At 43.5% G+C, this 24,307-nt stretch carries 23 protein-coding genes; 18 read left to right on the forward strand and 5 right to left on the reverse strand.

The window, feature by feature from the left end:
* Positions 1 to 117 precede the first annotated feature (117 nt).
* The 8 genes from C6Y01_RS16630 to C6Y01_RS16665 all read left to right on the forward strand — a co-directional run bounded on the left by C6Y01_RS16630 (position 118) and on the right by C6Y01_RS16665 (position 6,804).
* Entirely contained in the window at positions 118 to 387 is a 270-nt protein-coding gene (locus tag C6Y01_RS16630) for an excalibur calcium-binding domain-containing protein (RefSeq protein ID WP_080769491.1), read from the forward strand.
* 103 nt (positions 388 to 490) lie between these two features.
* Entirely contained in the window at positions 491 to 1,270 is a 780-nt protein-coding gene (locus tag C6Y01_RS16635; protein WP_370876201.1) for a Cof-type HAD-IIB family hydrolase, read from the forward strand.
* A gap of 183 nt (positions 1,271 to 1,453) precedes the next feature.
* A complete protein-coding gene (locus C6Y01_RS16640) occupies positions 1,454 to 2,212 on the forward strand; it encodes a LamB/YcsF family protein (protein WP_034664046.1) in 759 nt (252 codons plus the stop codon).
* Between the two features lie 26 nt (positions 2,213 to 2,238).
* The gene (locus C6Y01_RS16645; protein WP_106038528.1) at positions 2,239 to 3,456 is read left to right on the forward strand and encodes an NRAMP family divalent metal transporter; all 1,218 of its coding nucleotides are present in this window, start codon (positions 2,239 to 2,241) and stop codon (positions 3,454 to 3,456) included.
* A gap of 5 nt (positions 3,457 to 3,461) precedes the next feature.
* Positions 3,462 to 4,253, forward strand: a complete 792-nt coding sequence (locus C6Y01_RS16650; protein WP_095285971.1) for a putative hydro-lyase — start codon at positions 3,462 to 3,464, stop codon at positions 4,251 to 4,253.
* Between the two features lie 18 nt (positions 4,254 to 4,271).
* On the forward strand, positions 4,272 to 5,018 hold the full coding sequence (gene pxpB, locus C6Y01_RS16655; protein WP_034664039.1) for a 5-oxoprolinase subunit PxpB: 747 nt from the start codon (positions 4,272 to 4,274) through the stop codon (positions 5,016 to 5,018).
* Positions 5,015 to 6,028 carry a 5-oxoprolinase subunit C family protein gene (locus C6Y01_RS16660; protein WP_106038529.1) on the forward strand — a complete coding sequence of 338 codons (1,014 nt, stop codon included), beginning with the start codon at positions 5,015 to 5,017 and terminating at the stop codon, positions 6,026 to 6,028. The genes pxpB and C6Y01_RS16660 overlap by 4 nt, the downstream gene beginning before the upstream one ends.
* Before the next feature lie 14 nt (positions 6,029 to 6,042).
* A complete protein-coding gene (locus C6Y01_RS16665; protein ID WP_034664034.1) occupies positions 6,043 to 6,804 on the forward strand; it encodes an IclR family transcriptional regulator in 762 nt (253 codons plus the stop codon).
* Positions 6,805 to 6,849: 45 nt separating this feature from the next.
* Here the strand turns inward: C6Y01_RS16665 and C6Y01_RS16670 are convergent, their stop codons facing one another.
* On the reverse strand, positions 6,850 to 7,485 hold the full coding sequence (locus C6Y01_RS16670) for an FMN-dependent NADH-azoreductase (protein ID WP_034283819.1): 636 nt from the start codon (positions 7,483 to 7,485) through the stop codon (positions 6,850 to 6,852).
* Positions 7,486 to 7,888: 403 nt separating this feature from the next.
* Here C6Y01_RS16670 and C6Y01_RS16675 point away from each other — a divergent pair, with 403 nt between their 5' ends.
* The 3 genes from C6Y01_RS16675 to C6Y01_RS16685 all read left to right on the forward strand — a co-directional run bounded on the left by C6Y01_RS16675 (position 7,889) and on the right by C6Y01_RS16685 (position 11,908).
* Positions 7,889 to 8,518, forward strand: a complete 630-nt coding sequence (locus C6Y01_RS16675) for a GDSL-type esterase/lipase family protein (protein ID WP_034664032.1) — start codon at positions 7,889 to 7,891, stop codon at positions 8,516 to 8,518.
* Between the two features lie 89 nt (positions 8,519 to 8,607).
* Positions 8,608 to 9,690 carry a C45 family autoproteolytic acyltransferase/hydrolase gene (locus tag C6Y01_RS16680; protein WP_034664031.1) on the forward strand — a complete coding sequence of 361 codons (1,083 nt, stop codon included), beginning with the start codon at positions 8,608 to 8,610 and terminating at the stop codon, positions 9,688 to 9,690.
* 130 nt (positions 9,691 to 9,820) lie between these two features.
* Positions 9,821 to 11,908: a BglG family transcription antiterminator gene (locus C6Y01_RS16685; protein ID WP_034664028.1), complete on the forward strand. Its 2,088-nt coding sequence runs from the start codon at positions 9,821 to 9,823 to the stop codon at positions 11,906 to 11,908.
* Between the two features lie 17 nt (positions 11,909 to 11,925).
* Here the strand turns inward: C6Y01_RS16685 and C6Y01_RS16690 are convergent, their stop codons facing one another.
* A complete protein-coding gene (locus tag C6Y01_RS16690) occupies positions 11,926 to 12,537 on the reverse strand; it encodes a class I SAM-dependent methyltransferase (RefSeq protein ID WP_034664457.1) in 612 nt (203 codons plus the stop codon).
* A 155-nt stretch (positions 12,538 to 12,692) separates the two neighbouring features.
* On the opposite strand from C6Y01_RS16690, the gene C6Y01_RS16695 reads away from it, so the two are divergent.
* Together C6Y01_RS16695 and C6Y01_RS16700 are read left to right on the forward strand one after the other, a co-directional pair.
* Positions 12,693 to 13,562, forward strand: coding sequence for an SDR family oxidoreductase (locus C6Y01_RS16695; RefSeq protein WP_034664026.1), 870 nt, complete (start codon positions 12,693 to 12,695; stop codon positions 13,560 to 13,562).
* Positions 13,563 to 13,855: 293 nt separating this feature from the next.
* Positions 13,856 to 14,278: a pyridoxamine 5'-phosphate oxidase family protein gene (locus tag C6Y01_RS16700; RefSeq protein WP_095285975.1), complete on the forward strand. Its 423-nt coding sequence runs from the start codon at positions 13,856 to 13,858 to the stop codon at positions 14,276 to 14,278.
* A gap of 479 nt (positions 14,279 to 14,757) precedes the next feature.
* Here C6Y01_RS16700 and C6Y01_RS16705 read toward each other — a convergent pair whose 3' ends face one another.
* Positions 14,758 to 14,940: a hypothetical protein gene (locus C6Y01_RS16705; protein WP_095285977.1), complete on the reverse strand. Its 183-nt coding sequence runs from the start codon at positions 14,938 to 14,940 to the stop codon at positions 14,758 to 14,760.
* A 390-nt stretch (positions 14,941 to 15,330) separates the two neighbouring features.
* Here C6Y01_RS16705 and C6Y01_RS16715 point away from each other — a divergent pair, with 390 nt between their 5' ends.
* The gene (locus C6Y01_RS16715; protein WP_223249958.1) at positions 15,331 to 17,580 is read left to right on the forward strand and encodes a hypothetical protein; all 2,250 of its coding nucleotides are present in this window, start codon (positions 15,331 to 15,333) and stop codon (positions 17,578 to 17,580) included.
* 177 nt (positions 17,581 to 17,757) lie between these two features.
* Here C6Y01_RS16715 and C6Y01_RS16720 read toward each other — a convergent pair whose 3' ends face one another.
* Complete coding sequence (locus C6Y01_RS16720) at positions 17,758 to 18,054, reverse strand: DUF3817 domain-containing protein (RefSeq protein WP_034664017.1); 297 nt, start codon at positions 18,052 to 18,054, stop codon at positions 17,758 to 17,760.
* A 136-nt stretch (positions 18,055 to 18,190) separates the two neighbouring features.
* Entirely contained in the window at positions 18,191 to 18,865 is a 675-nt protein-coding gene (locus tag C6Y01_RS16725; RefSeq protein WP_034664015.1) for a GntR family transcriptional regulator, read from the reverse strand.
* 154 nt (positions 18,866 to 19,019) lie between these two features.
* Between C6Y01_RS16725 and C6Y01_RS16730 the strand changes: the two genes are divergently transcribed.
* The 4 genes from C6Y01_RS16730 to C6Y01_RS16745 all read left to right on the forward strand — a co-directional run bounded on the left by C6Y01_RS16730 (position 19,020) and on the right by C6Y01_RS16745 (position 24,183).
* On the forward strand, positions 19,020 to 19,847 hold the full coding sequence (locus C6Y01_RS16730; RefSeq protein ID WP_034664455.1) for an AraC family ligand binding domain-containing protein: 828 nt from the start codon (positions 19,020 to 19,022) through the stop codon (positions 19,845 to 19,847).
* Entirely contained in the window at positions 19,837 to 20,769 is a 933-nt protein-coding gene (locus C6Y01_RS16735; RefSeq protein WP_106038531.1) for a DMT family transporter, read from the forward strand. Before C6Y01_RS16730 ends, C6Y01_RS16735 begins: the two co-directional genes overlap by 11 nt.
* Positions 20,770 to 20,868: 99 nt before the next feature.
* A complete protein-coding gene (locus tag C6Y01_RS16740) occupies positions 20,869 to 21,924 on the forward strand; it encodes a tartrate dehydrogenase (RefSeq protein WP_106038532.1) in 1,056 nt (351 codons plus the stop codon).
* A 72-nt stretch (positions 21,925 to 21,996) separates the two neighbouring features.
* The gene (locus C6Y01_RS16745) at positions 21,997 to 24,183 is read left to right on the forward strand and encodes a DNA topoisomerase III (protein ID WP_095285980.1); all 2,187 of its coding nucleotides are present in this window, start codon (positions 21,997 to 21,999) and stop codon (positions 24,181 to 24,183) included.
* Positions 24,184 to 24,307: the final 124 nt, after the last annotated feature.

A 24,307-nucleotide genomic window follows, 5' to 3' on the forward strand; every position in this document is an offset into this window, starting at 1 on the left:
GAGATAAAGCACATTTTATTCCAAAAAAATCAATTTTTTTAGCGCAATAGTCTTGAAAAACAAAAAGTGGTGACATATGATAAAAATGTAAAAATAGAAAAAATAGGGGGATCATACATGTTGAAAAAAATCATGGTGGCTGTCTTGTCATTAGGTCTTTTACTAAGCTTTACACAAGTCGACACCCACACTGCAGATGCAAAAACGGTCAAGTCCTACAAAAACTGCAAAGCACTGAACAAAGTCTATAAAGGAGGCGTGGCAAAAAGCAAAAACACGAAAAACAAAGGCGGCAAAACAAAGTACAAGCCGTATGTGTCAAAAGCACTTTACCAAAAAAATATGCGACTTGACCGTGATAAAGACGGCATTGCGTGTGAACGCTAAGCCAATGCAAAGAGACCTGTAACAAGGTCTTTTTTCTATGGGATCAAACTCGTCCCTTTGTGCCAGCTTCCTCTTTATATTAAAATAAAGATAGTTACAAAAAATGATACAAAGTGGGGTACTCAATTTGTCCATACAAGCTGATAAGAAAGACATCCGATTGATTGCCATTGATATGGATGGCACGCTGTTAAACAGTGAACACGTCATTCCAGAGGAAAATAAACAAGCCATTAAAGATGCTGAAGCAAAAGGGGTCCATGTGGTGATTAGCACAGGGCGGACGCTGATGACATGCCGAGAGCTGGTTGAGCCGCTTAAGCTGTCTTCTTACCTTGTGACAGCAAATGGAAGTGAAATCTGGGATTCAAACTTCCAACTGATCGAACGAGATCTGCTGCATCCTGATCACGTCCAAATGATGTGGGATCTAAAAAATAGGTTCGAAACCGATTACTGGGCTTCCACTGTGGAGAAAGTGTGGAGAGGTGAATTCCCAGAACGAATTCATGACCATGAATGGTTGAAATTTGGCTTTGATATTCATGATGATGACGTTCGTGAGGAAGTACTTAATACATTGAAAGCAAATGAGCATCTAGAGATCACAAATTCAAGTCCGACCAATATCGAAGTCAATGCGGCAGGGATTAACAAAGCTGCGGCTCTTGCAAAGGTAGCAGAACGCATTGGCTGTACGATGGACAATGTCATGTCACTTGGCGACAGCCTAAATGATATGGCCATGATTCAAGAAGCCGGATTAGGAATTGCGATGGGAAATGCGCAAGAAGTGGTGAAAGAAGCCGCTGATTGGATTACAGCTCCTAACACAGAACACGGCGTTGCAAAAGCCATCCAACATTGGGTGCTGTCTAAATAAGGTGTATTTCATTACAAGAAAAAGTGAGAGGACTTTGCCTCTCGCTTTTTTTGTTTTCTCCTAGTTCTATTGTTATGTTTTCTGACAATGTCATGTGCAATCTATCCAAAATTGATATAATCAATATAAATTCGAATATTCGGACTTTATATTCCGTTATTCGGAACAACAAGGAGGGGTCCTATGTATCAAGTGGATATCAACTGTGATTTGGGAGAAAGCTTTGGTCAATACACAATCGGTGCGGACGAACAAATTCTTGAATATGTCACGTCAGCCAACATTGCTTGCGGTTTTCATGCAGGAGATCCAACGGTCATGAGAAAAACGGTCAGAATGGCGCTGGATAAAGGGGTCCAAATTGGTGCGCATCCAGGTTTGCAAGATTTGGTCGGCTTTGGCAGACGTCCAATGGCGATCTCGGCAGAGGAAGCCTATGATCTCGTCGTCTATCAAATTGGCGCTCTATCAGCCTTTCTCAAGGCAGAAGGCGGCACGATGCAGCATGTCAAGCCGCACGGCGCCCTTTACAACATGGCGGCTAAAAATACTGAATTATCTGAATCGATTGCAAAGGCTGTGTATCATGTCGATCCAAGTCTTGTGTTATTCGGTCTCTCAGGCAGTGAACTTGCGTTAGCAGGTGAGAGAATTGGCCTTCAAGTGGCTCATGAAGTATTTTCTGATCGGACCTATCAAGCAGACGGGACGCTGACATCTCGCCGCGAACCACATGCACTCATTGAAGATGATGAACGGGCAGTTCAGCAGGTCGTTCGTATGGTGCGAGAAGGGAAGGTTCGTACCGTTCAAGGGGAAGATATTTTGCTTAAAGCAGATACGGTCTGTATTCACGGAGACGGCAGCCATGCGCTTCAATTTGCCAAAACCATTACATCAAAACTAAAAGAAGCGAGTATTCATCTCAAAGCCTTTCAATAAAAATCGTCATCAAAGGGGGAAACAGCATGAAAAAAGAGGAAGTCAAGCACACGAAGGCACCAAAGGGGAATCGTTCTATGCTGATGGGCGCAGCCTTTTTAATGGCGACGTCCGCAATAGGACCGGGATTTTTAACACAAACGACTGTCTTTACACAGCAGCTTGCGGCTAGCTTTGGGTTTGTCATTCTCATCTCTATTTTGTTGGATATTTTTGCACAAACGAATGTATGGCGCATCATCGCCGTGTCAGAAAAGCGAGGTCAGGATATTGCGAATATGGTTCTGCCGGGGCTCGGTTATGTGCTGGCCTTTTTGATTGTCATTGGGGGACTTGCCTTTAACATCGGAAATATCGCTGGTGCTGGTCTCGGTTTTCAGGTCATCTTCGGAGTCGATCCGCGAAACGGAGCAGGGGTCAGTGCTGTCATTGCCATTCTGATCTTTGTGATCAAAGAGGCTGGAAAAGCGATGGACCGTTTCACACAGGTAGCAGGCTTTGTCATGATCGGCCTGATGCTGTATGTGGCGATTTCAACAGCGCCGCCCGTTGGGGAAGCAGCACTCAGAACATTTGTCCCAGAAGAAATTGATATTCTATCGATTGTGACACTTGTCGGGGGGACAGTTGGCGGCTATATCGTTTTTGCTGGCGGACATCGTCTATTGGATGCTGGAATTAAAGGGAAGGATGCACTTCCTCAAGTGACAAAAAGCTCTGTTTTCGGCATCCTGATTACATCTGTGATGCGTGTCGCTTTATTTTTAGCCGTACTAGGAGTGGTCTCAAAGGGTTTACAGATTGATCCAGCGAATCCGCCTGCTTCTGTATTCCAGTTAGCGTCTGGAAAAGTTGGATATAAAATGTTCGGGATCATTATGTGGGCTGCGGCGATTACATCGGTTATTGGAGCGGCTTACACATCTGTTTCTTTCTTTAAAACCTTCTCGCCAAAAATTGAGCAAAATCAACGTGGCATTATCATCGGCTTTATTGCCCTCTCTACTATTTGTTTTATTACGATCGGACGACCTGTGAACATATTAGTTTTAGTTGGGGCCATCAATGCATTGATTTTACCTCTCGCACTTGGCACCTTGCTGGTTGCGGCCTATAAGAAAGAAATTGTCGGCGATTACCGTCATCCATTCTTTTTGACAGCGTCAGGTGCATTGGTTGTCATCATCATGGCTTTGATGGGCGGATATACCATTATGACTGAAATCCCGAAACTATGGAGTTGATTTGAATGAGTATTGATCAAACATATGAGCCTTCACAGATCAGAGAGTTGATTCGTAAAAAAGAAATCACAGGACCAACGGCGGGTTTAGCAGAGGGATATGCTCAAGCCAATTTAATGATCGTTAAAAAGGAACTTGCCTTTGACTTTCTTTTGTTTTGTCAGCGCAATCCGGCTGCATGCCCCTTGCTTGATGTACTGGAGCCGGGTGATCCAGTGCCGAGAAGGTCGGCACCCCAAGCGGATATTCGTACGGACTTTCCTAAATACCGTATTTACCGAAAAGGGATTCTTCAAGAAGAGGTTTCAGATATCTCTGCTTATTGGGAGGATGATATGGTTGCCTTTCTCATCGGTTGCAGTTTTACGTTTGAGCATGCGCTCATGCTGAATGATATCCCTGTTCGCCATATTGAAAACGGTCATAACGTTCCGATGTATCAAACGAATATCTCTTGTGAAAGAGCAGGGGTGTTTCATGGCCCGATGGTTGTCAGCATGAGGCCCATTCCGGCGCATCAGATTACAAGAAGTGTACAAGTGACGTCTAGATTCCCGTCAGTTCATGGCGGCCCCATCCATATAGGCGACCCAGCGATGATTGGAATTGCCAATGTGGATCAGCCGGACTTTGGAGAACCATCTTTGATCAAAGAAGGAGAAGTCCCGGTGTTTTGGGCATGTGGTGTGACGCCGCAGGCCATTGTCATGCATACAAAACCAGACATTGCGATTACCCATGCACCTGGGCATATGTTCATCACAGATCAAAGAGATCAACAGCTCGGTGTGCTTTAGAAAGAGAGGGATCCTCAAGTGGCATTTTCAACGATAAAAGATTTTATCACCTTCCACCCGCTAGGAGATGCAGCGATCGTTATCCAAGCAGGAGCAGACATATGTGAAGAGATTCATGAGCGTGTTGTGCAGCTGTTTTCGTGTATTGAGCAGCATCCATTTGCTGGATATGTGGAAGCTGTTCAAGCCTTTACAAACGTGACTGTTTTTTACGAGCCTTATACTGTTCATCAATCTGCCCACCTTCAAAAAAAGGACTTGTCTCCGTATGAATGGGTGAAAAACTATATTGAAACACTTCTTGAAGAGAAATGGCAGGAGGGGGTTCAGTCGAAGCGCCGCATCGTCGATATTCCAGTCTGCTACGGGGGAGAGGTGGGACCTGATTTAGAAGAAGTCGCCCGGATCAATCGTTTAACACCTGAGGAAGTCGTGCGTATTCACACCGCAGGGACGTATCTTGTTTATATGATTGGATTTGCCCCGGGGTTTCCATTTTTAGGCGGGCTGTCTGAAAAGATCGCAGCCCCGCGCAGGGAAACACCGAGAATGTCCATTCCAAAAGGATCTGTCGGCATTGCGGGAAAGCAGACCGGCGTTTACCCCATTTCCACACCCGGCGGCTGGCAGCTCATTGGACAAACCCCGCTGCCACTCTTTTACCCAGACGAGAAAGTCCCAAGTCTATTGAGAGCAGGGGACGAGGTCAGATTTGTCCAAATGTCTGAAAAGGAATTTTTCAGCATGAAGGAGGCAGAACGTTGAGTATTCATGTCATCAAGTCAGGAATGTTCACAACCATTCAAGATAAAGGTCGGAAAGGCTATCAAAAGTATGGCGTCTTAACGAGCGGCGGCATGGACCCGCTCTCACTTAGAATTGCCAACATTCTCACAGGCAACGAGGAAAACGAAGCCGTACTGGAAATAACTTTAATGGGGCCGGGTCCTGTGTTGACGTGTCAAAAGGATGAGCTTATTGCAGTGACTGGCGCTGACGTGGAAATCGACATCGATGAAGAGCCAGCCCCTTTATGGAAGCCGCTCTTTGTTCGATCAGGAAGCACGATCACCTTTGGTCCTTGTAAGAGAGGCTGCCGCGCTTACCTTGCTGTGGCAGGTGGATTCGATGTGGAGCCGGTCATGCAGAGCAAAAGCACCTATGTGAGAGCAGGAATAGGTGGACTGAACGGACGTCCGCTTGAAAAAGGAGACGTCCTGTCCATTGGAAAGCCTTCAATCGTAGCGGATCGATTGTCTGATAGGCTCAAAAGCGAAGTGAAACAGGCGGCGTACAGCGCACCCGATTGGACTGTAAGTCATACGCATTTTTTGCCGCTGCGGAAATCGCCCGTGATTCGGGTGCTGCCAGGGAGACACCTTTCTTTTTTTCAAGAAATATCTCAACACACCTTTTTCGAACAGCCTTACCAAGTCACGCCTCAATCAGATCGCATGGGCTGCCGCTTGAAGGGGGAGCCGGTTCATTTAAAAGAAAAGCTTGAATTGATTTCAGAAGCGGTTGCCTTTGGTTCTATTCAAATTCCTCCTGACGGCCAGCCGATTATTCTGCTGGCAGATCGGCAAACAACAGGCGGATACCCGCGTATTGGAGAAGTAGCGACGGTCGATCTGCCGCTCATTGCACAAGCGATGCCTGGGGCGAATCTGTATTTTAAGCGAATCGATCATCAGGCCGCAGAGCAGGCACTATTTAAGCAAGAAGCAGAATTGAAGGAGCTGGCTGCCAGAATCAAGCTGGAAGCATTCGTTTAGAAAAGGGGATGGACATGCAAAATACAAATAAAACCGTGGTGAAATCAATGGAGATTTTGCGGCTGTTTATCGCTCGTGACCAATTAACGTTAAATGAAATGATCGAGCTCTCCGGCATGCCGAAAACGTCTGTGCACCGCATGGCGAGCTCGTTAGCCGATATGGGATTATTAGAAAAACATGATTCAGGTGTTTATCGTTTAGGCCTGATGTTTCTTGAATACGGTCAACTTGTGGCGGACCGCCTTGATATTCGGAGAATTGCAAGACCATTTATGGAAGGCTTGCGGGATGAAGTGGGAGAAGCTGTACAGCTCATCGTTCGTGAAGGAGACGAAGCCATTTACGTGGATAAAATCGAAGGGACGCAGCCTGTTCGTCTCTACACCGCCGTCGGCAGGCGCTCTCCCCTATATGCGGGTGCTTGTGCAAGAAGTATTCTCTCCTTTTTACCAGAGCGCGAGAGACTCGCTTATATTGATTCGATTGAGCTAGGGAAAATCGGAATCGGGACTATTACAGATAAAGAGGTTCTTCGAAACATACTGGATGAATCAAATGAAAGGGGCTATACGTTAAGCTATTCGGAGCTTGAAAACTATACCGCTGCGGTTGGAGCCCCTATTTTCAATCACCTTGGAGAAGTCGCAGCAGGTATTAGCATTGCAGGGTTTGAAGCAGGCTATCAAAAGGAACGCCTTCCATATTTAATTGAGCAGGTCAAAAAAGCCGCGAGTGGTATCTCTAGAGAGTTAGGCTTTCATCTAAACAAATAAAAAGCCAATGACCGTTAAGATCATTGGCTTTTCGCGTTCAGTTTATTAGAAAGTTTTTCCTAAAGCTTTTGCACGTTCGATCGCATCTGCTTTAATTTGCTCTGCTTTCGCAGGTTCAGCATTGTGACCTTCAACGATAAGACCTTCGAAGGAAGGAATTCCGAAGAAGCTCGCAATTGTACCAAGGTAACGGTGGCCTGCTTCAAGTTCAGCAGCAGGACCTTCAGAGTAGTATCCGCCACGTGCTTGGATGTGTAGAGCTTTTTTGTCTGTTAATAATCCAACAGGACCTTGCTCAGTGTATTTGAATGTTTTACCAGCTACAGCAACAGAGTCGATGTATGCTTTAAGAACTGGTGGGAATGAGAAGTTCCAAAGTGGTGAAACAAATACATATTTGTCAGCAGAAACGAATTGATCGCTTAATTCGTTTAGGCGAGCAACTTTCGCTTGCTCTTCAGCTGAAAGTGTATCGAAGCCAGCACCTGATTGCAGCTTGCCCCAGCCAGCGAATACATCTGCATCAATGTGAGGGATGTTTTCTTTGTACAAATCGATATGTACAACCTCGTCACTTGGGTTTGCTTCCTTATAAGATTCGATAAATGCTTTAGCAGTAGCCATACTGTAAGAAACTGTTTCATCATGCGGATGTGCAGTGATGTATAAAACTTTTGCCATGTTCATTCAATCCTTTCTGTTTCAGTGTTTTTTTTAGTGTATCCCAAAGATACACTGAATATGTGGCATCTTTAATCATATTGGAATGCTATGAAAAAGATGTAACAAGCACAGTTACATAAAAACTGATATTTTCATTGTAATCACAATGTAGTTTGAAGTCAAGGTATAAAGTCTCGAAATCAAGATAAAAAGTTTGTAAATTTTTCTGAAACGCTTGGAGATACGGATTTCATCATAAAAACCTACTCCTATTGAACAAAAAAACAGTCGATCTCACAAGTAAAGAGTTTGTAAAGACGTCTCATGAAAAAAAGATGAATGCCCCTAAGCCATCTGCTACAAGCATCTGTTCTCCGATTTCGTATATATAAGAGAAGGCAGGAGAGAGTGAGGGATAAGAGTGGGACGATCCTATGTTGCGATTGGAGATTCCTTAACAGTGGGAGTGGGGGCACGTTTATTTGGCGGAGGCTTCGCTGAGCGGTATCAATGGATGCTTGAAAAAAAGACACAGGCGTCAGTCGAGCTGTCCGTATTTGCAAAGTCAGGGTTAACGACGGATCAGATTTTACAGCTGTTCAAACGATCTGATGTGAGGCGTGCTATTGCACCAGCTGACATCATCACCATCACAGGCTGCGGGAATGACCTTGTTCAAGCTGTTCAGCAGTATGAAGAGGGTGAAGATGAAAAGAAATTGCTGCAAGCGACCTTGCATTGCCAAGCGAATTTTAGCAAGATGATTCAAGAAATCGCTCATATCAAAAGAGGGCAGCAGCCCTATTGCGTGTATCTCATGAATTTATATAATCCTTTTCCGCAAATACCAATAGCGGAGCGGTGGCTTCAGCAATACAATCATCAGCTTCGCTTGCTTGCTGCAAATCCGCATGTAGAGGTTGTGGATGTGTACCGGGCGTTTGAGGGACATGAAAGAGATTACTTATCGATTGATCAATTTCATCCGAACCATAAAGGATATGAAGCAATGGCAAAAGCATTGTTTCAACAATCCTGGAAACAGCTGTAATCCGTTGGGGTTGCAGTTTTTTTCATCCTTTTCAATAAATGACGGTTTCGATATGATAAAAGAAACGAAGTCGAAAGAGGTGTGCAGTCATGGAGGAAATCAGTGCATATTTTCATGAAATGACAGGAACCGCTTATGAAGTGGGAAAACAGCAGGCTGTCTGGTTTAAGGAGAACCCGTTGCTACAGACACAATATATTCGAACAGAACCGCTAGAAAAAGAGGCTGTGAAGGAAACGAAGCAGCTGATGCGCCCTCATCTTCCTCAGTTAGAAGAAGAGATAGCTGGATTTTGTGATGAACTGCAATTAGATGAGCGTTATTTGACCTTTTTCTATTCATCTCATCTTCAGCCAGGCTGTTCCCACTGCGTGAGGCAGGGGAATATGGCGGCCGGTCAACAAACGGTCATGCTGCGTAACTATGATTTCTCCCCAATATTTGATGATATGCGTCTTGTGACGACACATGTGAAAGGCTCGGCATGTCATACGGGCTCGTCACTGCTCTTGTTTGGCAGATCTGATGGGATGAATGAGCATGGTCTTTCTGTGACATTCTCTGCTTGCGGTCCGCCGGTTGGAAATGAAGCCGGTTTAAAGGCTCCAGCAGTTGCCGGTTTGCAAGTGTATCATGTGATTCGATCTGTTCTGGAAAACTGTAGAACGGTTGAGGAAGCCATTCACTCTATTCAGGAAATGCCCGTTGCCTCAAATGTTCACCTCATGCTTGCCGATCGAAAAGGAGAAGCGGCTGTGATTGAAATCATTGATGGCCGCAAAATGGTCAGAAGACCGGAGACAGGTTATATTGCAGCCACAAATCATCCGATTGCTGATCAAACAGGAAAAGGGATGACCAAGCATCATTCTATTGTCAGATACGACATGTTAATGGAGGCTTTAGAAGAACAACGATCAAGTGATTCTCTTGCTAAGCTGTTCCAGACAGAATATCCAGATGGTCTGACTGTGCACAATTATGAGGAGCTGTTTGGGACGATGCGAACCGTCATCTTCCGCCCGGAGGAAGGAACGATGGATTATTGCTTTGGCTCTCCAATATATAATCCGACTTATTCTTTAAAAGCTGGGGGTACACTGCCTTTTCGTGAACAAAAGGTTCAATTTCATCAAAAGGAGTATGGACCGTCATTTTGGAGAAGCGTCTGATGAATCCTTGTTTTTAATTTTGTCACAGCCACTGTGCCAAAGTCAGATCAACTTAAGATTGCATCGTTTGATGAAAGCGTTTTATATTAAGGTGTGACAATAGACCTATTTTTGCAGAGGGAGGCATTTCATGTACATAACGGCACGAGAACAGAAGATCATCAAATACATCATTCAGCAAAATCGTTATGTCACCATTCGTGAGATAGCCGATTCTGTTCAGGTGAGTACAAGAACCATTCATAGAGAACTAAAATCGATCAAACCGATATTAAAGAATTATGATCTTTCACTAGATAAACAGCCGGGGAAAGGCTTGAAGGCAGTCGGTGAACAGGAGGATAAACAGCGGCTTCTTGCTCATATGTCAAATGAGGATCAAATTGAATATAGCTCTGACGAACGGAAGCTCTTAATCCTTTGTGCATTGCTTGAAGCAAAGGAACCGGTGAAATTATATACACTCGCAGCCGATTTGCAGGTAACAAATGCGACCATCAGCTATGACTTAGATGAACTGACGGAGTGGATCGCTCCTTACGGTTTGCAGTTGATCCGAAAACGCGGGTATGGCATTGAATTAAAAGGACCGGAGGAAGCTAAACGAAAGATTGTCGGCAACCTGATTGTCGACCGGCTCGATATTCAATTATTTTTAGAAACAATTGAAATGAATATCAAGCATCGAACGAAAGCGACGGAAAAGGTGTTTGGCGTTGTCAGCAGAGGGCAGCTGCTTAAGGTAGAAAGACTGCTCTTTCATTTGAAAAATAGACTGTCACTCTCTTTATCTGATAGTGCCTATATTGCGCTTGTCGTTCACTTAACCTATGCCATTGAACGGATTCAGCTTGGCGAAACCATTCGAATGGAAGAGGAAGAGCTGCTTGAACTAAAGCGGACGAAAGAATTTGAATCATCACTGCGAATCGCAAGAGCACTTGAACGCATGTTTAATGTGGAGATCCCTGAAGCAGAGGTCGGTTATATGACCATCCACCTGCGCAGTGCAAATCGCAGCTTTGGGGCAGAATACCGTATTGATGAGATCGAGCTGGATATAGCGATCAGAACGAAGAAGCTCATTGATTTTATTTCAAATAAAACCGGCTATCATTTAAATGAGAATGATTCATTGTATGAGGGACTCGTGTCTCATCTCGAACCTGCCATGAACCGTTTAAAGGAAAAGATGAGAATCTATAATCCACTTACACAACAAATTAAAAAGGACTACTTTTTGCTTTTTATGGCGATTGAAGAAGGAGTCGAGCGTTTCTTCCCAGAGATTGAATTTCCAGAGGATGAAATCGCCTTTATTGTGCTTCACTTTGGCTCAGTGCTTGAAATCAAAAAAGAAGAAACGAACATTCATGCATTGGTCGTTTGCTCAAGCGGCATCGGTTCCTCCAAAATGCTCGCTTCTCGTTTAAAAAAGGAATTGCCAGAAATCGCCGAATTCGATCTATCGTCTTTGATGGAGCTAAAAGAAATCGATGCATCAAGCTATGACATGATTGTATCGACTGTTCCGATCCCATATGACCATATCGATTACATCATGGTCAGTCCGCTCCTAAACGAGGATGACGCTATGCGTGTGAAGGCTCATATTAAACGAAAGATTCCTTATATGATTGAGAAAAAAAGGTTGAAAGAAGCTGCCAAAGAAACGGTACAAGAATCCGTTAATATGATGGCGGTTGCAGAAAAAGTGACGAATTACATGTCTGTGATTCGCAGCATCTTGTCCCATTTTACCATCGAAAATAGAGAGACGCTGCCGCAGCATGAGGCAACAATCAGGCAGCTGCTTCGTCAGCTTGAAGAAGAAGGAGCTATCACACATGCGGATGATGTAGCGAGCGGCTTACTGGAACGTGAACAGCAAGGCGGTTTAGGCATACCTGGTACCGAGTTTGCTCTTTTTCATTTAAAGCATGAATTCATCAAGGAACCAATCTTTCATATTTATGATCTTGATCAGGCATATGAGGTCAAAAGCATGGATGGCGGGCAGCAAATGATGTCACGAATGCTTATGATGCTGGCGCCGCAAAAGCTTGGCAAGGAAGGGTCTGAAATGTTTAGTCTGATCAGTTCATCCATCATTGAAAGTGAGGAAAGCATGGTGCTTTATGGACAAGGATCAAAGGAAGAGATTGAACAGAAATTGCATCAGCTGTTCTATCAATTTGTAAAAGAAGCAAAATGGTAAGAAAAAAAGCCGAGAGCTTATTCGCTTCTCGGCTTTTTGGCTGTGACACAGACAGCAAGTGTTGGACGAATTTCCTCATACTCAACAGAAAAATGGTCAAACCCCGCAAACTGTAAGTCATTCAATATGTTTTCACCCATCTCTTTTGTCCGGCTGGCGTCAGCACTTTTTTCTCTTGGCTGCATCACAATGACGAGTTTCCCGCCTGGTTTCAACGTGTGATAAAGGTTGAGTAGGCCAGTCTTTGGATCATCCCAAATCGTAAAGTTGTTGACAGACAGTACTTTGTCATACTGCTCTCCGGGCAAGCGTGTTTTCTCGATTTTCCCTACATACAGCCGGACCTGTTTGTCTTTTGACCGTTTGCTGACGCGGGACTGTGCTTGCTCCTGCATGGTGGCGGAGGCATCTAGACCATCAATGTGAAGATCTTCATAATGCTTAAGCATATGTTTGATGCTGTAGCCGGGCCCATAGCCGATTTCCAAAATGTTTTCACTATCTGTCAGATCTAAGTGCTGGATGGCCCACTGATTCAATGCTTTATTTTCATTTGCCATAATGAAGCCTGCGATGCTTCCGAGCCAGCCTTTTGGTCTGCTAAAGGTTTTCGAAATGGTTGACAGCATTTGAGAACGCTCCTTTTTAATGATCATGTAACCGATTTTCCCCATCTTGAAACATGCCGATTTACAAAACGCATCTGTGCAGTTTAGGGATGTTTGAGTAAAAAAAAGAGGTGGTAATGAAAGGATACATCAACAAATCAAGGAGGAGCTTACACATGGATTTACGTGAATACTTAACAAATGGCATTCCGCGCCAAACACAGGATCAGCAGCCAGGCAGTGAAAGAGAAATGAATCCTGCGCCGATCTTTGAGGATGAATCATATCAAGGGTCTGGCAAGCTCAAAGGGAAAGTCGCACTGATTACAGGCGGAGATAGTGGAATTGGACGTGCTGTATCTGTTGCCTATGCAAAAGAAGGTGCACACGTCGCCATTGTGTACTTAAATGAACATGAGGATGCAAAGGATACGCAAAAGCGCGTAGAACAGGAAGGCGTTAAATGTTTAACGATTGCAGGAGATGTCGGTGACGAAGCCTTTTGCGAGAAAGCGGTAGAAAAAACAGTTGAAGCCTTTGGGCAATTAGATATTTTAGTGAATAATGCGGCTGAACAGCATCCGAAAGAACGGATTCAAGATATTTCTAGTGAACAGCTTCACCAAACCTTTAGAACCAACTTCTATTCTTATTTTTATTTTACGAAGAAAGCACTGGATTACTTAAAACCGGGAAGTACAATTATTAATACAACATCCATTAACCCATATCGAGGCAACAAAGTGCTGATTGATTATACGGCGACAAAAGGGGCCATCAACGGCTTTACGCGTTCTATGGCACAGTCGCTTGTGAAAGATGGGATTCGGGTGAACGGTGTAGCGCCAGGTCCAATTTGGACGCCGCTCATTCCATCTACATTTGATGAGGATAGTGTGGAAAGCTTCGGGGCAGAAACCCCAATGGGAAGACCAGGACAGCCTGTAGAGCATGTCGGCTGCTATGTGCTGCTTGCTTCTGACGAATCGTCTTATATGACAGGACAAACACTTCACGTCAACGGCGGTTCCTTTATGAATACATGATCAATAGCGCCACCGCCCAGCATTGATTGGGCGGTGTGTTTAGTATTTCTTGCGATTCTTCTGCACAGATAAGACAGACCATACGATAATGCCCACTACAACTGCCGCAATGACAAGTGAACTTAAATGGAACATCGTTTCATGATGCATGTTCAACTTCTCCCTTCATTGAGCCTCTTTTCTATAGCATCAGCCAGAAGATCTCTTTTTATGAAAAACACATTTCTTTGTTTAATGAATGGATTGTCGTGGAAACCTAAGAGTACGGATGAAATTTGAAGGAGTGAAACGATATGTCACAAGAAGAATTAAAACAAAAGGTACTCAACCTATTAGATGAACAAAAGGTCGGAACACTGGCGACCGTTGAACAGGATAAGCCGCATACCCGCTACATGACTTTTTTCCATGAAGGGCTGACATTATATACACCAACGAGCAAAGAAACACATAAAGCAGACGAAATTGAAAAAAACCCGAATGTCCATATTCTCATTGGTTATTCAGGTGAAGGATTCGGTGACACGTATGCAGAAATCGCAGGTACCGCAACATTAACCGATGATCCAGAACTGATCGACTGCCTTTGGTCTGAGGAGATGGAGAAATGGTTTAAAGGAAAAGATGATCCGAATCTAGTGATTCTGAAGATTGATCCAACCTCCATTCGTTACATGAATGAAGGAAGCCGTACGCCGGCAGAATTATCACTTTAACACTTGCGTAAGCTGGGGGTATGTGTTATAGTTTTATATTAAGTGTTGAAATAAGCAAATAAATAAAGAAAGTAAACTTTCTTTTTTCTATGACATAATGAGAAGCAATAGAGCTTCTACTTGATAAGAACGAGACGCTGTCAAAGCGAACAACTTATTCTTTTCCTTCTGCACCCGCCCCCTATAAAAGCGGAAGAGTGGAAAAAAGACGTTTTGATTTACAATTCACACTGGCACGGCTTCGGAGCCGTAAGGACGAATGAGAGGTAGGGCTTTCGTTGTCTTGTTATCCAGAACTTCCATGGCGTTTACTTTCAAACGTAGGTTCACTCGGAACACATATGACACACTGATATGATCGAATCTTAATTCATACACTCCGTAACGGAGATCACACATTGATTATTTATTTGCATGAAAAGAGCAAGGAAAAGGCTGCCATCTATTTGGCAGCCTTTTTCATTGAGTTAATTTCATGATCACTCACTTCTTCCTTTCTTCTGATAACGCCAAATCCGCCCGATAAAAAAGAACATCACCGCAAACAAAATAGAAAAGACGAACATGTCCAAGAGTGTCACGCCTCTATTTGGGTGCACGATGCCAAACCAAACCCATTGCAGAACAAAAGAGATAGCAAAATAACTGATGGATTCTTTCATGATTTTCCCCATTTCATTTATTTTTTTGACCTTTTATCCACAACATCCAAATGAAGAAAGAACCAATCACGCACGAGCACAACGTAACAGGCGGCAAGGTATGCCAGCTAGTCAGCCCCTTTACAAAACACATATAAAAAAAGAAAATGGAAATGGATACAAGCACCCATTGCTTGAACCAACGAGGAACACGCAGCCAAGCCGCTAGAAAGTAGAAGATAGCTTATCCAATGAGAAAAACTCCTTTTTTGAATCTGATTGGATTTTATCGCAAACAACGAAGTTTGTAAAATATGGAACTGGAAGGCTGGAATGGTATTCTTCTAGCATAGAACATTTTCGCTGCACTGACGTATAAGATAAAGGAACCTCATGAAAGGAAGCGATCAAGTGAAAAGAATACCAGTGATTTTTCTACGATATATTGTCTTCTTTATTCCAGCTATCATTATCAGTTTCATGGTGTGGAACCATTACCAAGATGATTTGTCGGATGGGAAAGTAACAGAGTATGACGTCAAACGAATTTTTACATTTGATGAAGGAAAACGAGTGGTGAGTGCTGTATCAAAAGACCAGCAGCTTCATTTTGGTATGTATGATCCTCAATCAGGAAAAAGAATCAGTGATTGGACCACGGAAAGCGATCCGTTTAATGAAATGCTGCCATCCATTCAAGGTAACAATCTCTTACTTGCTTTAAAAAATAAAGAGGGGCAGCTGGTGATCGAGAAGCTGTCTCCAAGCGGAGAAAAGAAAGAGCTCGTTAAGCAAAATTTACAGATACCCTCGTTTTTAAAAACGAATACATATCAATGGAATGGACGGCTTGTGTTTACAGGAGAAATGGAAGGCGCCGCTGCGGTCCTCGGTGAGCTAAAGAATGGTCAGTTTCATGTACACAACCTCAACGAGCTAAAACTGCCAGCAAGGTCAGTCTCTATGGATGTCGTCATGAATTCCTTTAGAGGACAGACTCCTATTCCTATATTTGAATTGACTTTAAAAAATGACCAGAAAGCATATGTCAGCGGAGTCTCAAACGATAAGCATCAGCTTGGGGTCTATGTCTCCAAAAACGCTGAACCGTTTAGCCTCATTGAAGATAAAGTGGAAAAGCAGCTGGAAAAAACGATCGGAACATCCCAAAACTTTGCAGTCGCTGTCGAATCTAACTATCCAAAAAGACCAAGGAAAGTGAATGCAGAGGGAAGGCTTGGGGAAGCCCTCCCAACACCAAAACCGATTTATCAAACCTTTATCTACCAGCTTAATGAAGAAGAAGTTCTTCTTGTAGGCTCTACAGCAAAGGACGAAGCAAAAGGCAAGCTGACTGGTTATATTTATAACCACCGCACGAATAAGACGACGTCTGTCAGCAAGCTTTTTCAGTCGTTTTCATATGAAACTTTACAAAGAGAAGGACTCTCTTTCAATAAAAATGTGAAAAGCGATTGGATCTATTATTCATTCGAAAATCAATTAACGGGTGCATTTGAGACGAAAAGCAAACAGCTAAAGGAATTTCCTCTGCAAAAAGTCATCTCAATCGAAAACGCAAGTCCTGCTCACCAAACGTCTGTTGACACCTTTATGCAATATGTCATGAAAGGCGGACCGCTCATTCTCAACTGGGCGATATGGCTGTTTATTCCACTGCTGTTATTTGTGCTAGCCATCTTCCTGCCGCCGATTTTGAGACTGGTGAGAAAGAACAAGATCAAGGACAGTATCACATTAGAAGCCAATATTGTATCTGTCAAAGAAACGGGTACCTACATCAACGAACAGCCGCTTGTCAAAATGCAGCTGCAATTTCAATATGATGGGGAAAACATCGAGAAGACAGTTAAAACGGTTGTATCCTATACCCAGATACCACAGCCGGGTCAGCGTATCGCCATTCTCTACAATCCGAAGAAGAAAAAGGCGCTGCTCTTAAAAGAGGGGAACTTCTCACAGACAAGTGAGCCAAAGTTCATCAAAGGCGCTGTTTTAAGAAATATAGAATCATGTGGAACCGTAGGACGAGGCACTGTCTTATCGCTTACATTTGAAGCAGATCAGAAAAGGTATACCATTCCGATGATTCAAGCCGCTGGTTTTGAATTTAGAACAGGAGAAAAAGCCGACCTCGTCGACATCAACGGTCAGCTGAAAATGGCAGCCTATGCCCATGAAGTGCGGAATCGATCGGGGAAAGACGTGACATTAACAGGAACCATCCAGCGGGTGAAGCAATATCCAGTCACGATTCATGATCAGAAACCTATTATGCTGGATGTGACGGTTTCTAGCGGAGATCAGTCCATCACAAAAACGGTCAGTCAATTCATCCCTGACCATATGGAGGTCGCGCCAGGAACTCAAATCACGATGCAGACAAAACAAGAAGAGTTGGATAAAGAAATCAGTCTCATGCAAGAGAAACAAGGAAGTGCAAAAGTGACCCATGTCGCATTTTCTGGTGTCATCGGCAATCAGCCGTTAGCGATCATTCAGATTGAGAGAGATGGCGTGATGTATGAAGTGAAGCAGCCAATCGATCCAATCACTAGCGTACTGCCGGGTGATGAATTATGGGTTGCATATCACGAAATGACACGTCAAGCAGCCATTGTGAAATATGCATCAATTTAAAAAATACTTCAGCGTGTAGACAAACCCTCGCATTCGGTGTCAGTCCTGCGTGCTGGTGCTCACGAATGTCAAATTCGCTCCGCGCCAGTACTCGTCCTTCCTAGGGCTGCAAAGGTTTTCTATCACGCTGAAAAGGAGAAAAAGGGCTAAAACGAAATTCGTTTTAGCCCTTTTTGATTAAGCTTTTGTATCATACTGGCGGAGCACCTTATCATAGGCGAAGTTGCCGAAAGGAATGAACGCCGCAAAAAAACCAGCGATGGACCATTTCAAATGCCAGCGAACTTTAAAAGTCACATATGCCAAAACAAGCATATAGATGACAAACAATGCGCCATGAAGAGAGCCTACAATGGTGACTGCCATCGGAATATCCGCAAAATATTTCAGAGGCATGGCAATTAAAAGAAGGGTTAAAAGAGACATACCCTCAATAAAACCCGCCTGTCGAAGACGGCTAATACTTGTATGCATATACAAATCCTCCTGTATAAGAGCTAGTTTCTCATCTTCTAATATAAACGAAAGATCGTCTGGACATGCTGAAATCTACGAAAAATTCAAAATATGTTCATGTAATGCTTAAAAAATGGAAAAAAGGAAAAATCACTTAATCCTTATTTGTTTCAGAGAGTACTTGCTTTAAGTGCATCACATCATGTAACAAATGATTCGTCATCGCTTGAACGGCTTCTGTGGAGCGGCGCTCTTTCATTTCAGAATAAATGGCCGCATGCTCTTTTTGAATCGTCTCAGCACGCGCTCCGCCGCTAAAATGAAAGATACGGCAAAAATGAATGAGTGCATTCACATGATTCAATTGTTTACATAAGCGGTGATTGTGACTCGCTAGAATAATTTTTTGATGAAAGGCTTCATGTAACTGGACGATCTCTTTAGATGGCAGCTGCTGCTTGATTGCTTCGTCTGCCTGCGTGAGGACCTGCTCAATATCATCAAGCTCTCTTTGCGCGGCTTCCTTGCATGCAAGCTCAACAGCTAGCGTTTCTAGGGCGGTTCGAACTTGATAAAGCTCCTCGACATCTTTTTCCGTTAACGTATAGACAGAGTAGCCTGACCGATGATCAGCGATCAAGAGCTCATCTTTTTCTAAAAGCCTCATCGCCTCTCTAACCGGTGATCGGCTTACACCAAATTGTTTGGCAAGCTGTGTCTCATTGATGCGTTCCCCTGGCTGAAACTGCCCATCAAATATCATTTGCTTCAGCTGTTCATAAAATTGCATATGGTATGGTGCTGGTCTTTCCATCTCGAATGAATTCATCCCGTCATTCCCTCATTTACACATCATCTTTTGTCTCATGTTATCCAAGTTTTTCCCTCTAGGCAAGCCTGCATCGGAAAAGTCAATATCGTACAATTCAAGAGAAAAAGGGTGTGCTACACTAATGATCAGTTCAGTGAAAGAGGGGATCGACATGAAAACACAAGAAGAACGAACGGTACATTTTGATCAGGACTTGCAAATAGAGGCGTATCGCTTTCATGGCATCATGCAAAAGTTCCCGAATCATTTTCATACATACTATGTGATTGGATTTATTGAGGACGGTCAAAGACGTTTGATCTGCCAAAATGAAGAATACATCATTGAAAAGGGAGACATCCTTCTTTTCAATCCATATGACAATCACGCATGCGAGCAGATTGATCACAGGACACTAGATTATCGTTGTTTAAATATAGAAGCAGATGTCATAGAGAAAATGTTTCAGCACAAGCCGCATTTTAAAGCCCCTGTGTTTTCACAAAGTGAACTGACAAAGCCATTATATGATCTTCATCAAATGATCACAGAAGAAGCTCCAGCTTTGAATAAACAGGAAACGTTTTATTTCTTTATGAAGCAGCTGATTGAAGCCTATGCTGATACATCAGAGGAAAAAGCGTCAGCAGCGCATGCCGCCGAACAGAAAGTCCAAGATGTACAGCAATATATTGAAACATACCGCACGGAAAATATATCGTTGGACGACTTAGGAGAGCTTGTGTCCATGAACAAATACTCTCTTCTGCGTGCTTTTACAAAGTACAGAGGGATCACGCCATATCGTTATTTACAGACAGTGAGAGTGAATTATGCGAAAGAACTTCTCTCACGAGGAGTAAAGCCTGTAGATGCGGCAGTCTCCGCTGGTTTTTCTGATCAAAGTCACTTGAGTCATTTCTTTTCAGAATTTATTGGGCTCACCCCAGGGCAATATCAGCAAATTTTTGCAAAGCAGGTAACAGCAGATGAAAAATAAACAGCTGCTTGGTCATCTAGCGGCCATGTTCACTATTTTTCTATGGGGCTCGACCTTTATCTCAACCAAAATATTGTTAACGGCTTTTTCTCCAACAGAAATATTATTTTTTCGCTTTTTTATTGGATATCTGGCTCTGATGATGATCTACCCGGTCACCATGAAGGTGCAGCGTAAAAAGCATGAAGCGATGTTTGCGCTCGCAGGATTATGCGGTGTGGTCTTATACTATTTTTTAGAAAATGTCGCACTCACCTATACGTTCGCTTCGAATGCAGGTGTCATCAGCTCAGTTGTACCATTCTTCTCATTTTTATTGGCTTATTTTTTATTGAAAGATGAGCCTTTGCACCGCCGGTTTTTCATAGGCTTTTTCATCGCGATGACAGGAATTGTACTGATTAGCTTTAATGGAATGACGACGTTCCAATTGAATCCAATCGGTGATGCGCTAGCATTAACGGCGACCATTGTCTGGGCCTTCTATTCTATTTTATCGAAAATGATCAACCAATATGGATACCATATCATTCAAGTGACGAGGCGTGTCTTTTTTTACGGCTTGCTTTGGATGCTTCCCCTGATCTGGTATTTTAAGATTCGTTTAGACTGGGAGCGATTGACGAACCCGTCGTTTGCCTTTCACTTGCTGTTTTTAGGCCTGTTCGCATCTGCCATTTGTTTTCTAACATGGAGCTTTTCGGTGAAAACGCTCGGTGTGGTGAAATCGAGTGTGTATATTTATGGCGTTCCTATTATTACAATGGTCATTTCAATGATCGTTCTTCATGAGAGATTGACCCTCATGTCTGTACTTGGAACGGCACTGACCTTAGGAGGACTGCTGCTTTCAGATAAAAAAGATGCGGGGAGGAAGAAACAGAAACCCTCGATGCTTTTCCAGGATAAACAGGCGCTTTGATCAAAAAAGCGTCTTTTGTCCATTGAAAGAACGTGGACGGTCTAGTAAACTCAAGCTTAAGTGGTCGACGGTCGACCGATAATGAAGGGGGAAAAATGAATGAAGCATGTTTCAATTGCGGCGATACCAGGTGACGGGGTTGGGAAGGAAGTTGTACCAGAAGCGATACGAGTATTGAAAGCGGTATCAGAATTACATGGCGGTCTGTCTTTTACCTTTCAGGATTTTCCGTGGAGCTGTGAATATTATTTAGAGCATGGCGAGATGATGCCAAAGGATGGATTGAATCAATTGAAAGCCTTTGACAGTATTTTCTTAGGGGCTGTCGGAGATGCCAATTTAGTGCCGGATCACGTATCGCTTTGGGGACTGCTTATTAAGATTAGGCGGGAATTTGAACAGGTGATAAACGTCAGACCTGCAAAACAGCTGAGCGGCATTCGCTCACCGCTTACGCAGCCAAAGGATTTCGATCTTCTAGTTGTCAGAGAAAACGGTGAAGGTGAATATAGTGAAATTGGAGGCCGTGCTTATCAAGGGGAAGATCAGCTTGCTGTTCAAAATGCGGTGTTCTCAAGAAAAGGGACAGAGCGTGCGATGCGTTTTGCCTTTCAATTAGCAGAAAAAAGGCGAAAGCATGTGACGAGTGCAACAAAATCAAATGGCATCGTTCATACCATGCCTTTTTGGGATGAAGTGTTTCAAGACGTAGCAAAGGATTATCCAGAGGTGGCAGCAGACTCTCAGCACATTGATGCGCTCTCAGCCTTTTTTGTAACAAGACCAGAAAAATTCGATGTGATTGTGGCCAGTAATTTGTTTGGTGATATTTTGACAGATCTTGGGGCAGCCATTATGGGAAGTATTGGCGTAGCGCCTGCCGCCAACATCAATGTAAATGGCAAGTACCCATCCATGTTTGAGCCTGTACACGGATCAGCCCCAGACATTGCAGGAAAAGGAATCGCCAACCCAATCGGTCAAATTTGGACTGCTAAGCTGATGCTTGATCATTTCGGAGAAGAAGAGCTGGGTACGCACCTTCTCAGCACCATCGAATCAGTCACAGCAGACGGCTTTTTAACAGCGGACATCGGCGGATCCTATCAAACACAAGAAGTCACAAACGAAATCATCAAACGATTGAAGAAATAATCCGTCATTAGAACCGCATCTCCACGTCTGCTATAATAAAAGGATGGATAGAAGAAAGAGATGTGAAATCTAGTGTCAAAAACAGTTGTATTAGCAGAGAAACCTTCAGTAGGACGTGACCTTGCGCGTGTGCTGAAGTGTCATAAAAAAGGAAATGGTTTTTTAGAAGGAGATCAATACATTGTGACATGGGCGCTTGGCCATTTGGTCACACTGGCTGATCCAGAAGGCTACGGAAAAGAATTTCAATCCTGGCGTTTAGAGGATTTACCGATCATTCCAGAGCCGCTTAAGCTTGTGGTGATGAAAAAGACAGGCAAACAATTCCAAGCAGTGAAAGCGCAGCTTGCGAGAAAAGATGTCAAAGACATTGTCATTGCAACAGATGCTGGACGTGAAGGGGAGCTTGTCGCAAGATGGATTCTTGAAAAAGCACATGTGAAAAAGCCCTTGAAACGACTATGGATCTCATCTGTCACGGACAAAGCCATTCAAGAAGGCTTCAAACGATTAAAAGACGGCAGAGAATACGATAACCTGTATCGCTCAGCAGTTGCACGTGCAGAAGCAGACTGGATTGTCGGCATCAACGCAACAAGAGCGCTGACAACCAAGTTCAATGCACAGCTTTCCTGCGGACGGGTGCAAACACCAACGATTGCCATGATCGCCAAACGAGAAGAAGACATTCAGCAATTTCAGCCGAAGCCGTTCTATGGATTGACTGCACAAGTAGATGGACTGACTTTGACCTGGCAGGATGCTAAAACAAAGCAAAACCGTACCTTCCAAGAGAATGTGATCAAAGAGCGCGTGGCAGCATGCGAAGGAAAACCAGCAGTGGTTGATGCGTTGAAAAAAACAGCGAAAAAAGCTTTTGCGCCGGGCCTGTACGATCTGACTGAATTGCAGCGTGATGCGCATAAACGCTATGGCTTCTCAGCAAAAGAAACATTATCTACACTTCAGCGATTGTATGAGCAGCATAAGCTCGTGACATATCCACGTACAGATTCAAGGTTTATTTCAGCGGATATCGTTCCCACATTAAAAGACCGATTAAAAGGAATGAACGTCAGACCATACGCGCAGCATGTGAACCGGATTTTACAATCAGGTGTAAAAGCGCACAAAGGCTTCGTCAATGATGCAAAAGTGTCAGATCACCATGCGATCATTCCAACCGAGGAAGAGCTGTATCCAGGTGCATTAAGTGATAAAGAGCGTAAATTATATGACCTTATTGCCAAACGATTCCTTGCGGTACTCATGAATCCTTTTGAGTACGAAGAAACAACGGTTATCGCCAAAATAGGCAGTGAAACGTTCACAGCAAAAGGGAAAATCGTGCAATCAGCTGGCTGGAAAGCCGTGTACGATGATTCCTATGAAGAAGAGGAATCAGCCGAGGTGGATCAACATTTGCCGCTGCTTTCAGAAGGACAGTCACTAGACGTACGACAGCTGAAAGAAACAAGAGGAGAAACGAAACCTCCTGCACGTTTTAATGAAGCGACCCTATTATCTGCCATGGAAAACCCAGCGGCATTTATGCAGAAAGAGGAAAAAGACTTAGTGAAAACCCTTGGTGAAACAGGTGGTCTAGGGACAGTAGCAACAAGAGCAGATATTATTGAAAAGCTGTTCAATAGCTTCCTAATCGAGAAAAAGGGCAAAGACATCTTCATCACATCGAAAGGAAAGCAGCTGCTCTCTTTAGTGCCTGAAGACTTAAAGTCTCCTGCGTTAACAGCGGAATGGGAACAAAAGCTTTCTAAAATCGCAAAAGGGCAATTGAAAGCTTCTCAATTCATGAGTGAAATGAAATTATATGCGAAACAAGCCGTATCTGAAATCAAACAGACGAACCAGACCTTTAAGCATGACAATGTCACTGGCACCCATTGCCCAGACTGCGGAAAACTCATGCTGAAAGTGAATGGAAAACATGGAACGATGCTTGTTTGCCAGGACCGGGAATGCGGCCATCGTAAAAATGTGGCGAAGAAAACAAACGCACGCTGCCCGAACTGTCATAAAAAGCTCGAGCTGCGCGGAGAAGGCGATGGCAAAATCTTTGCTTGTGTGTGCGGCCATAGAGAAAAACTGTCTGTCTTCGAAAAACGCAAATCTCAATCCAATCAAAAGAAAGCCAGTAAGCACGATGTGTCTAAATATTTGAAGAAACAAAAGAAAGTGGAAGAACCAATTAATAATGCACTAGCTGAACAATTAAAGAAACTAAAATTAGATCAATAGTTGTGTAAAAACCCGTGCGGAAACGCATGGGTTTTTCAGTGTTCTCAAGCATATCGACATATTGTTTTTCTGAAAATGGGAATAAATATGCGAAAAGACTCGTAATTTGGTATAAAATATTTAT

It is taken from the genome of Bacillus sp. NMCC46 (genome assembly GCF_002998465.1).
GTDB lineage: Bacteria > Bacillota > Bacilli > Bacillales > Bacillaceae > Bacillus.

Coding starts and splice junctions, on each gene's coding strand:
- C6Y01_RS16630 (WP_080769491.1), top strand. CDS start 118: ATGTTGAAAAAAATCATGGTGGCTGTCTTGTCATTAGGTCTTTTACTA.
- C6Y01_RS16635 (WP_370876201.1), top strand. CDS start 491: ATGATACAAAGTGGGGTACTCAATTTGTCCATACAAGCTGATAAGAAA.
- C6Y01_RS16640 (WP_034664046.1), top strand. CDS start 1,454: ATGTATCAAGTGGATATCAACTGTGATTTGGGAGAAAGCTTTGGTCAA.
- C6Y01_RS16645 (WP_106038528.1), top strand. CDS start 2,239: ATGAAAAAAGAGGAAGTCAAGCACACGAAGGCACCAAAGGGGAATCGT.
- C6Y01_RS16650 (WP_095285971.1), top strand. CDS start 3,462: ATGAGTATTGATCAAACATATGAGCCTTCACAGATCAGAGAGTTGATT.
- C6Y01_RS16665 (WP_034664034.1), top strand. CDS start 6,043: ATGCAAAATACAAATAAAACCGTGGTGAAATCAATGGAGATTTTGCGG.
- C6Y01_RS16670 (WP_034283819.1), bottom strand. CDS start 7,485: ATGGCAAAAGTTTTATACATCACTGCACATCCGCATGATGAAACAGTT.
- C6Y01_RS16680 (WP_034664031.1), top strand. CDS start 8,608: ATGGAGGAAATCAGTGCATATTTTCATGAAATGACAGGAACCGCTTAT.
- C6Y01_RS16685 (WP_034664028.1), top strand. CDS start 9,821: ATGTACATAACGGCACGAGAACAGAAGATCATCAAATACATCATTCAG.
- C6Y01_RS16690 (WP_034664457.1), bottom strand. CDS start 12,537: ATGCTGTCAACCATTTCGAAAACCTTTAGCAGACCAAAAGGCTGGCTC.
- C6Y01_RS16695 (WP_034664026.1), top strand. CDS start 12,693: ATGGATTTACGTGAATACTTAACAAATGGCATTCCGCGCCAAACACAG.
- C6Y01_RS16700 (WP_095285975.1), top strand. CDS start 13,856: ATGTCACAAGAAGAATTAAAACAAAAGGTACTCAACCTATTAGATGAA.
- C6Y01_RS16705 (WP_095285977.1), bottom strand. CDS start 14,940: ATGAAAGAATCCATCAGTTATTTTGCTATCTCTTTTGTTCTGCAATGG.
- C6Y01_RS16720 (WP_034664017.1), bottom strand. CDS start 18,054: ATGCATACAAGTATTAGCCGTCTTCGACAGGCGGGTTTTATTGAGGGT.
- C6Y01_RS16725 (WP_034664015.1), bottom strand. CDS start 18,865: ATGAATTCATTCGAGATGGAAAGACCAGCACCATACCATATGCAATTT.
- C6Y01_RS16730 (WP_034664455.1), top strand. CDS start 19,020: ATGAAAACACAAGAAGAACGAACGGTACATTTTGATCAGGACTTGCAA.
- C6Y01_RS16735 (WP_106038531.1), top strand. CDS start 19,837: ATGAAAAATAAACAGCTGCTTGGTCATCTAGCGGCCATGTTCACTATT.
- C6Y01_RS16740 (WP_106038532.1), top strand. CDS start 20,869: ATGAAGCATGTTTCAATTGCGGCGATACCAGGTGACGGGGTTGGGAAG.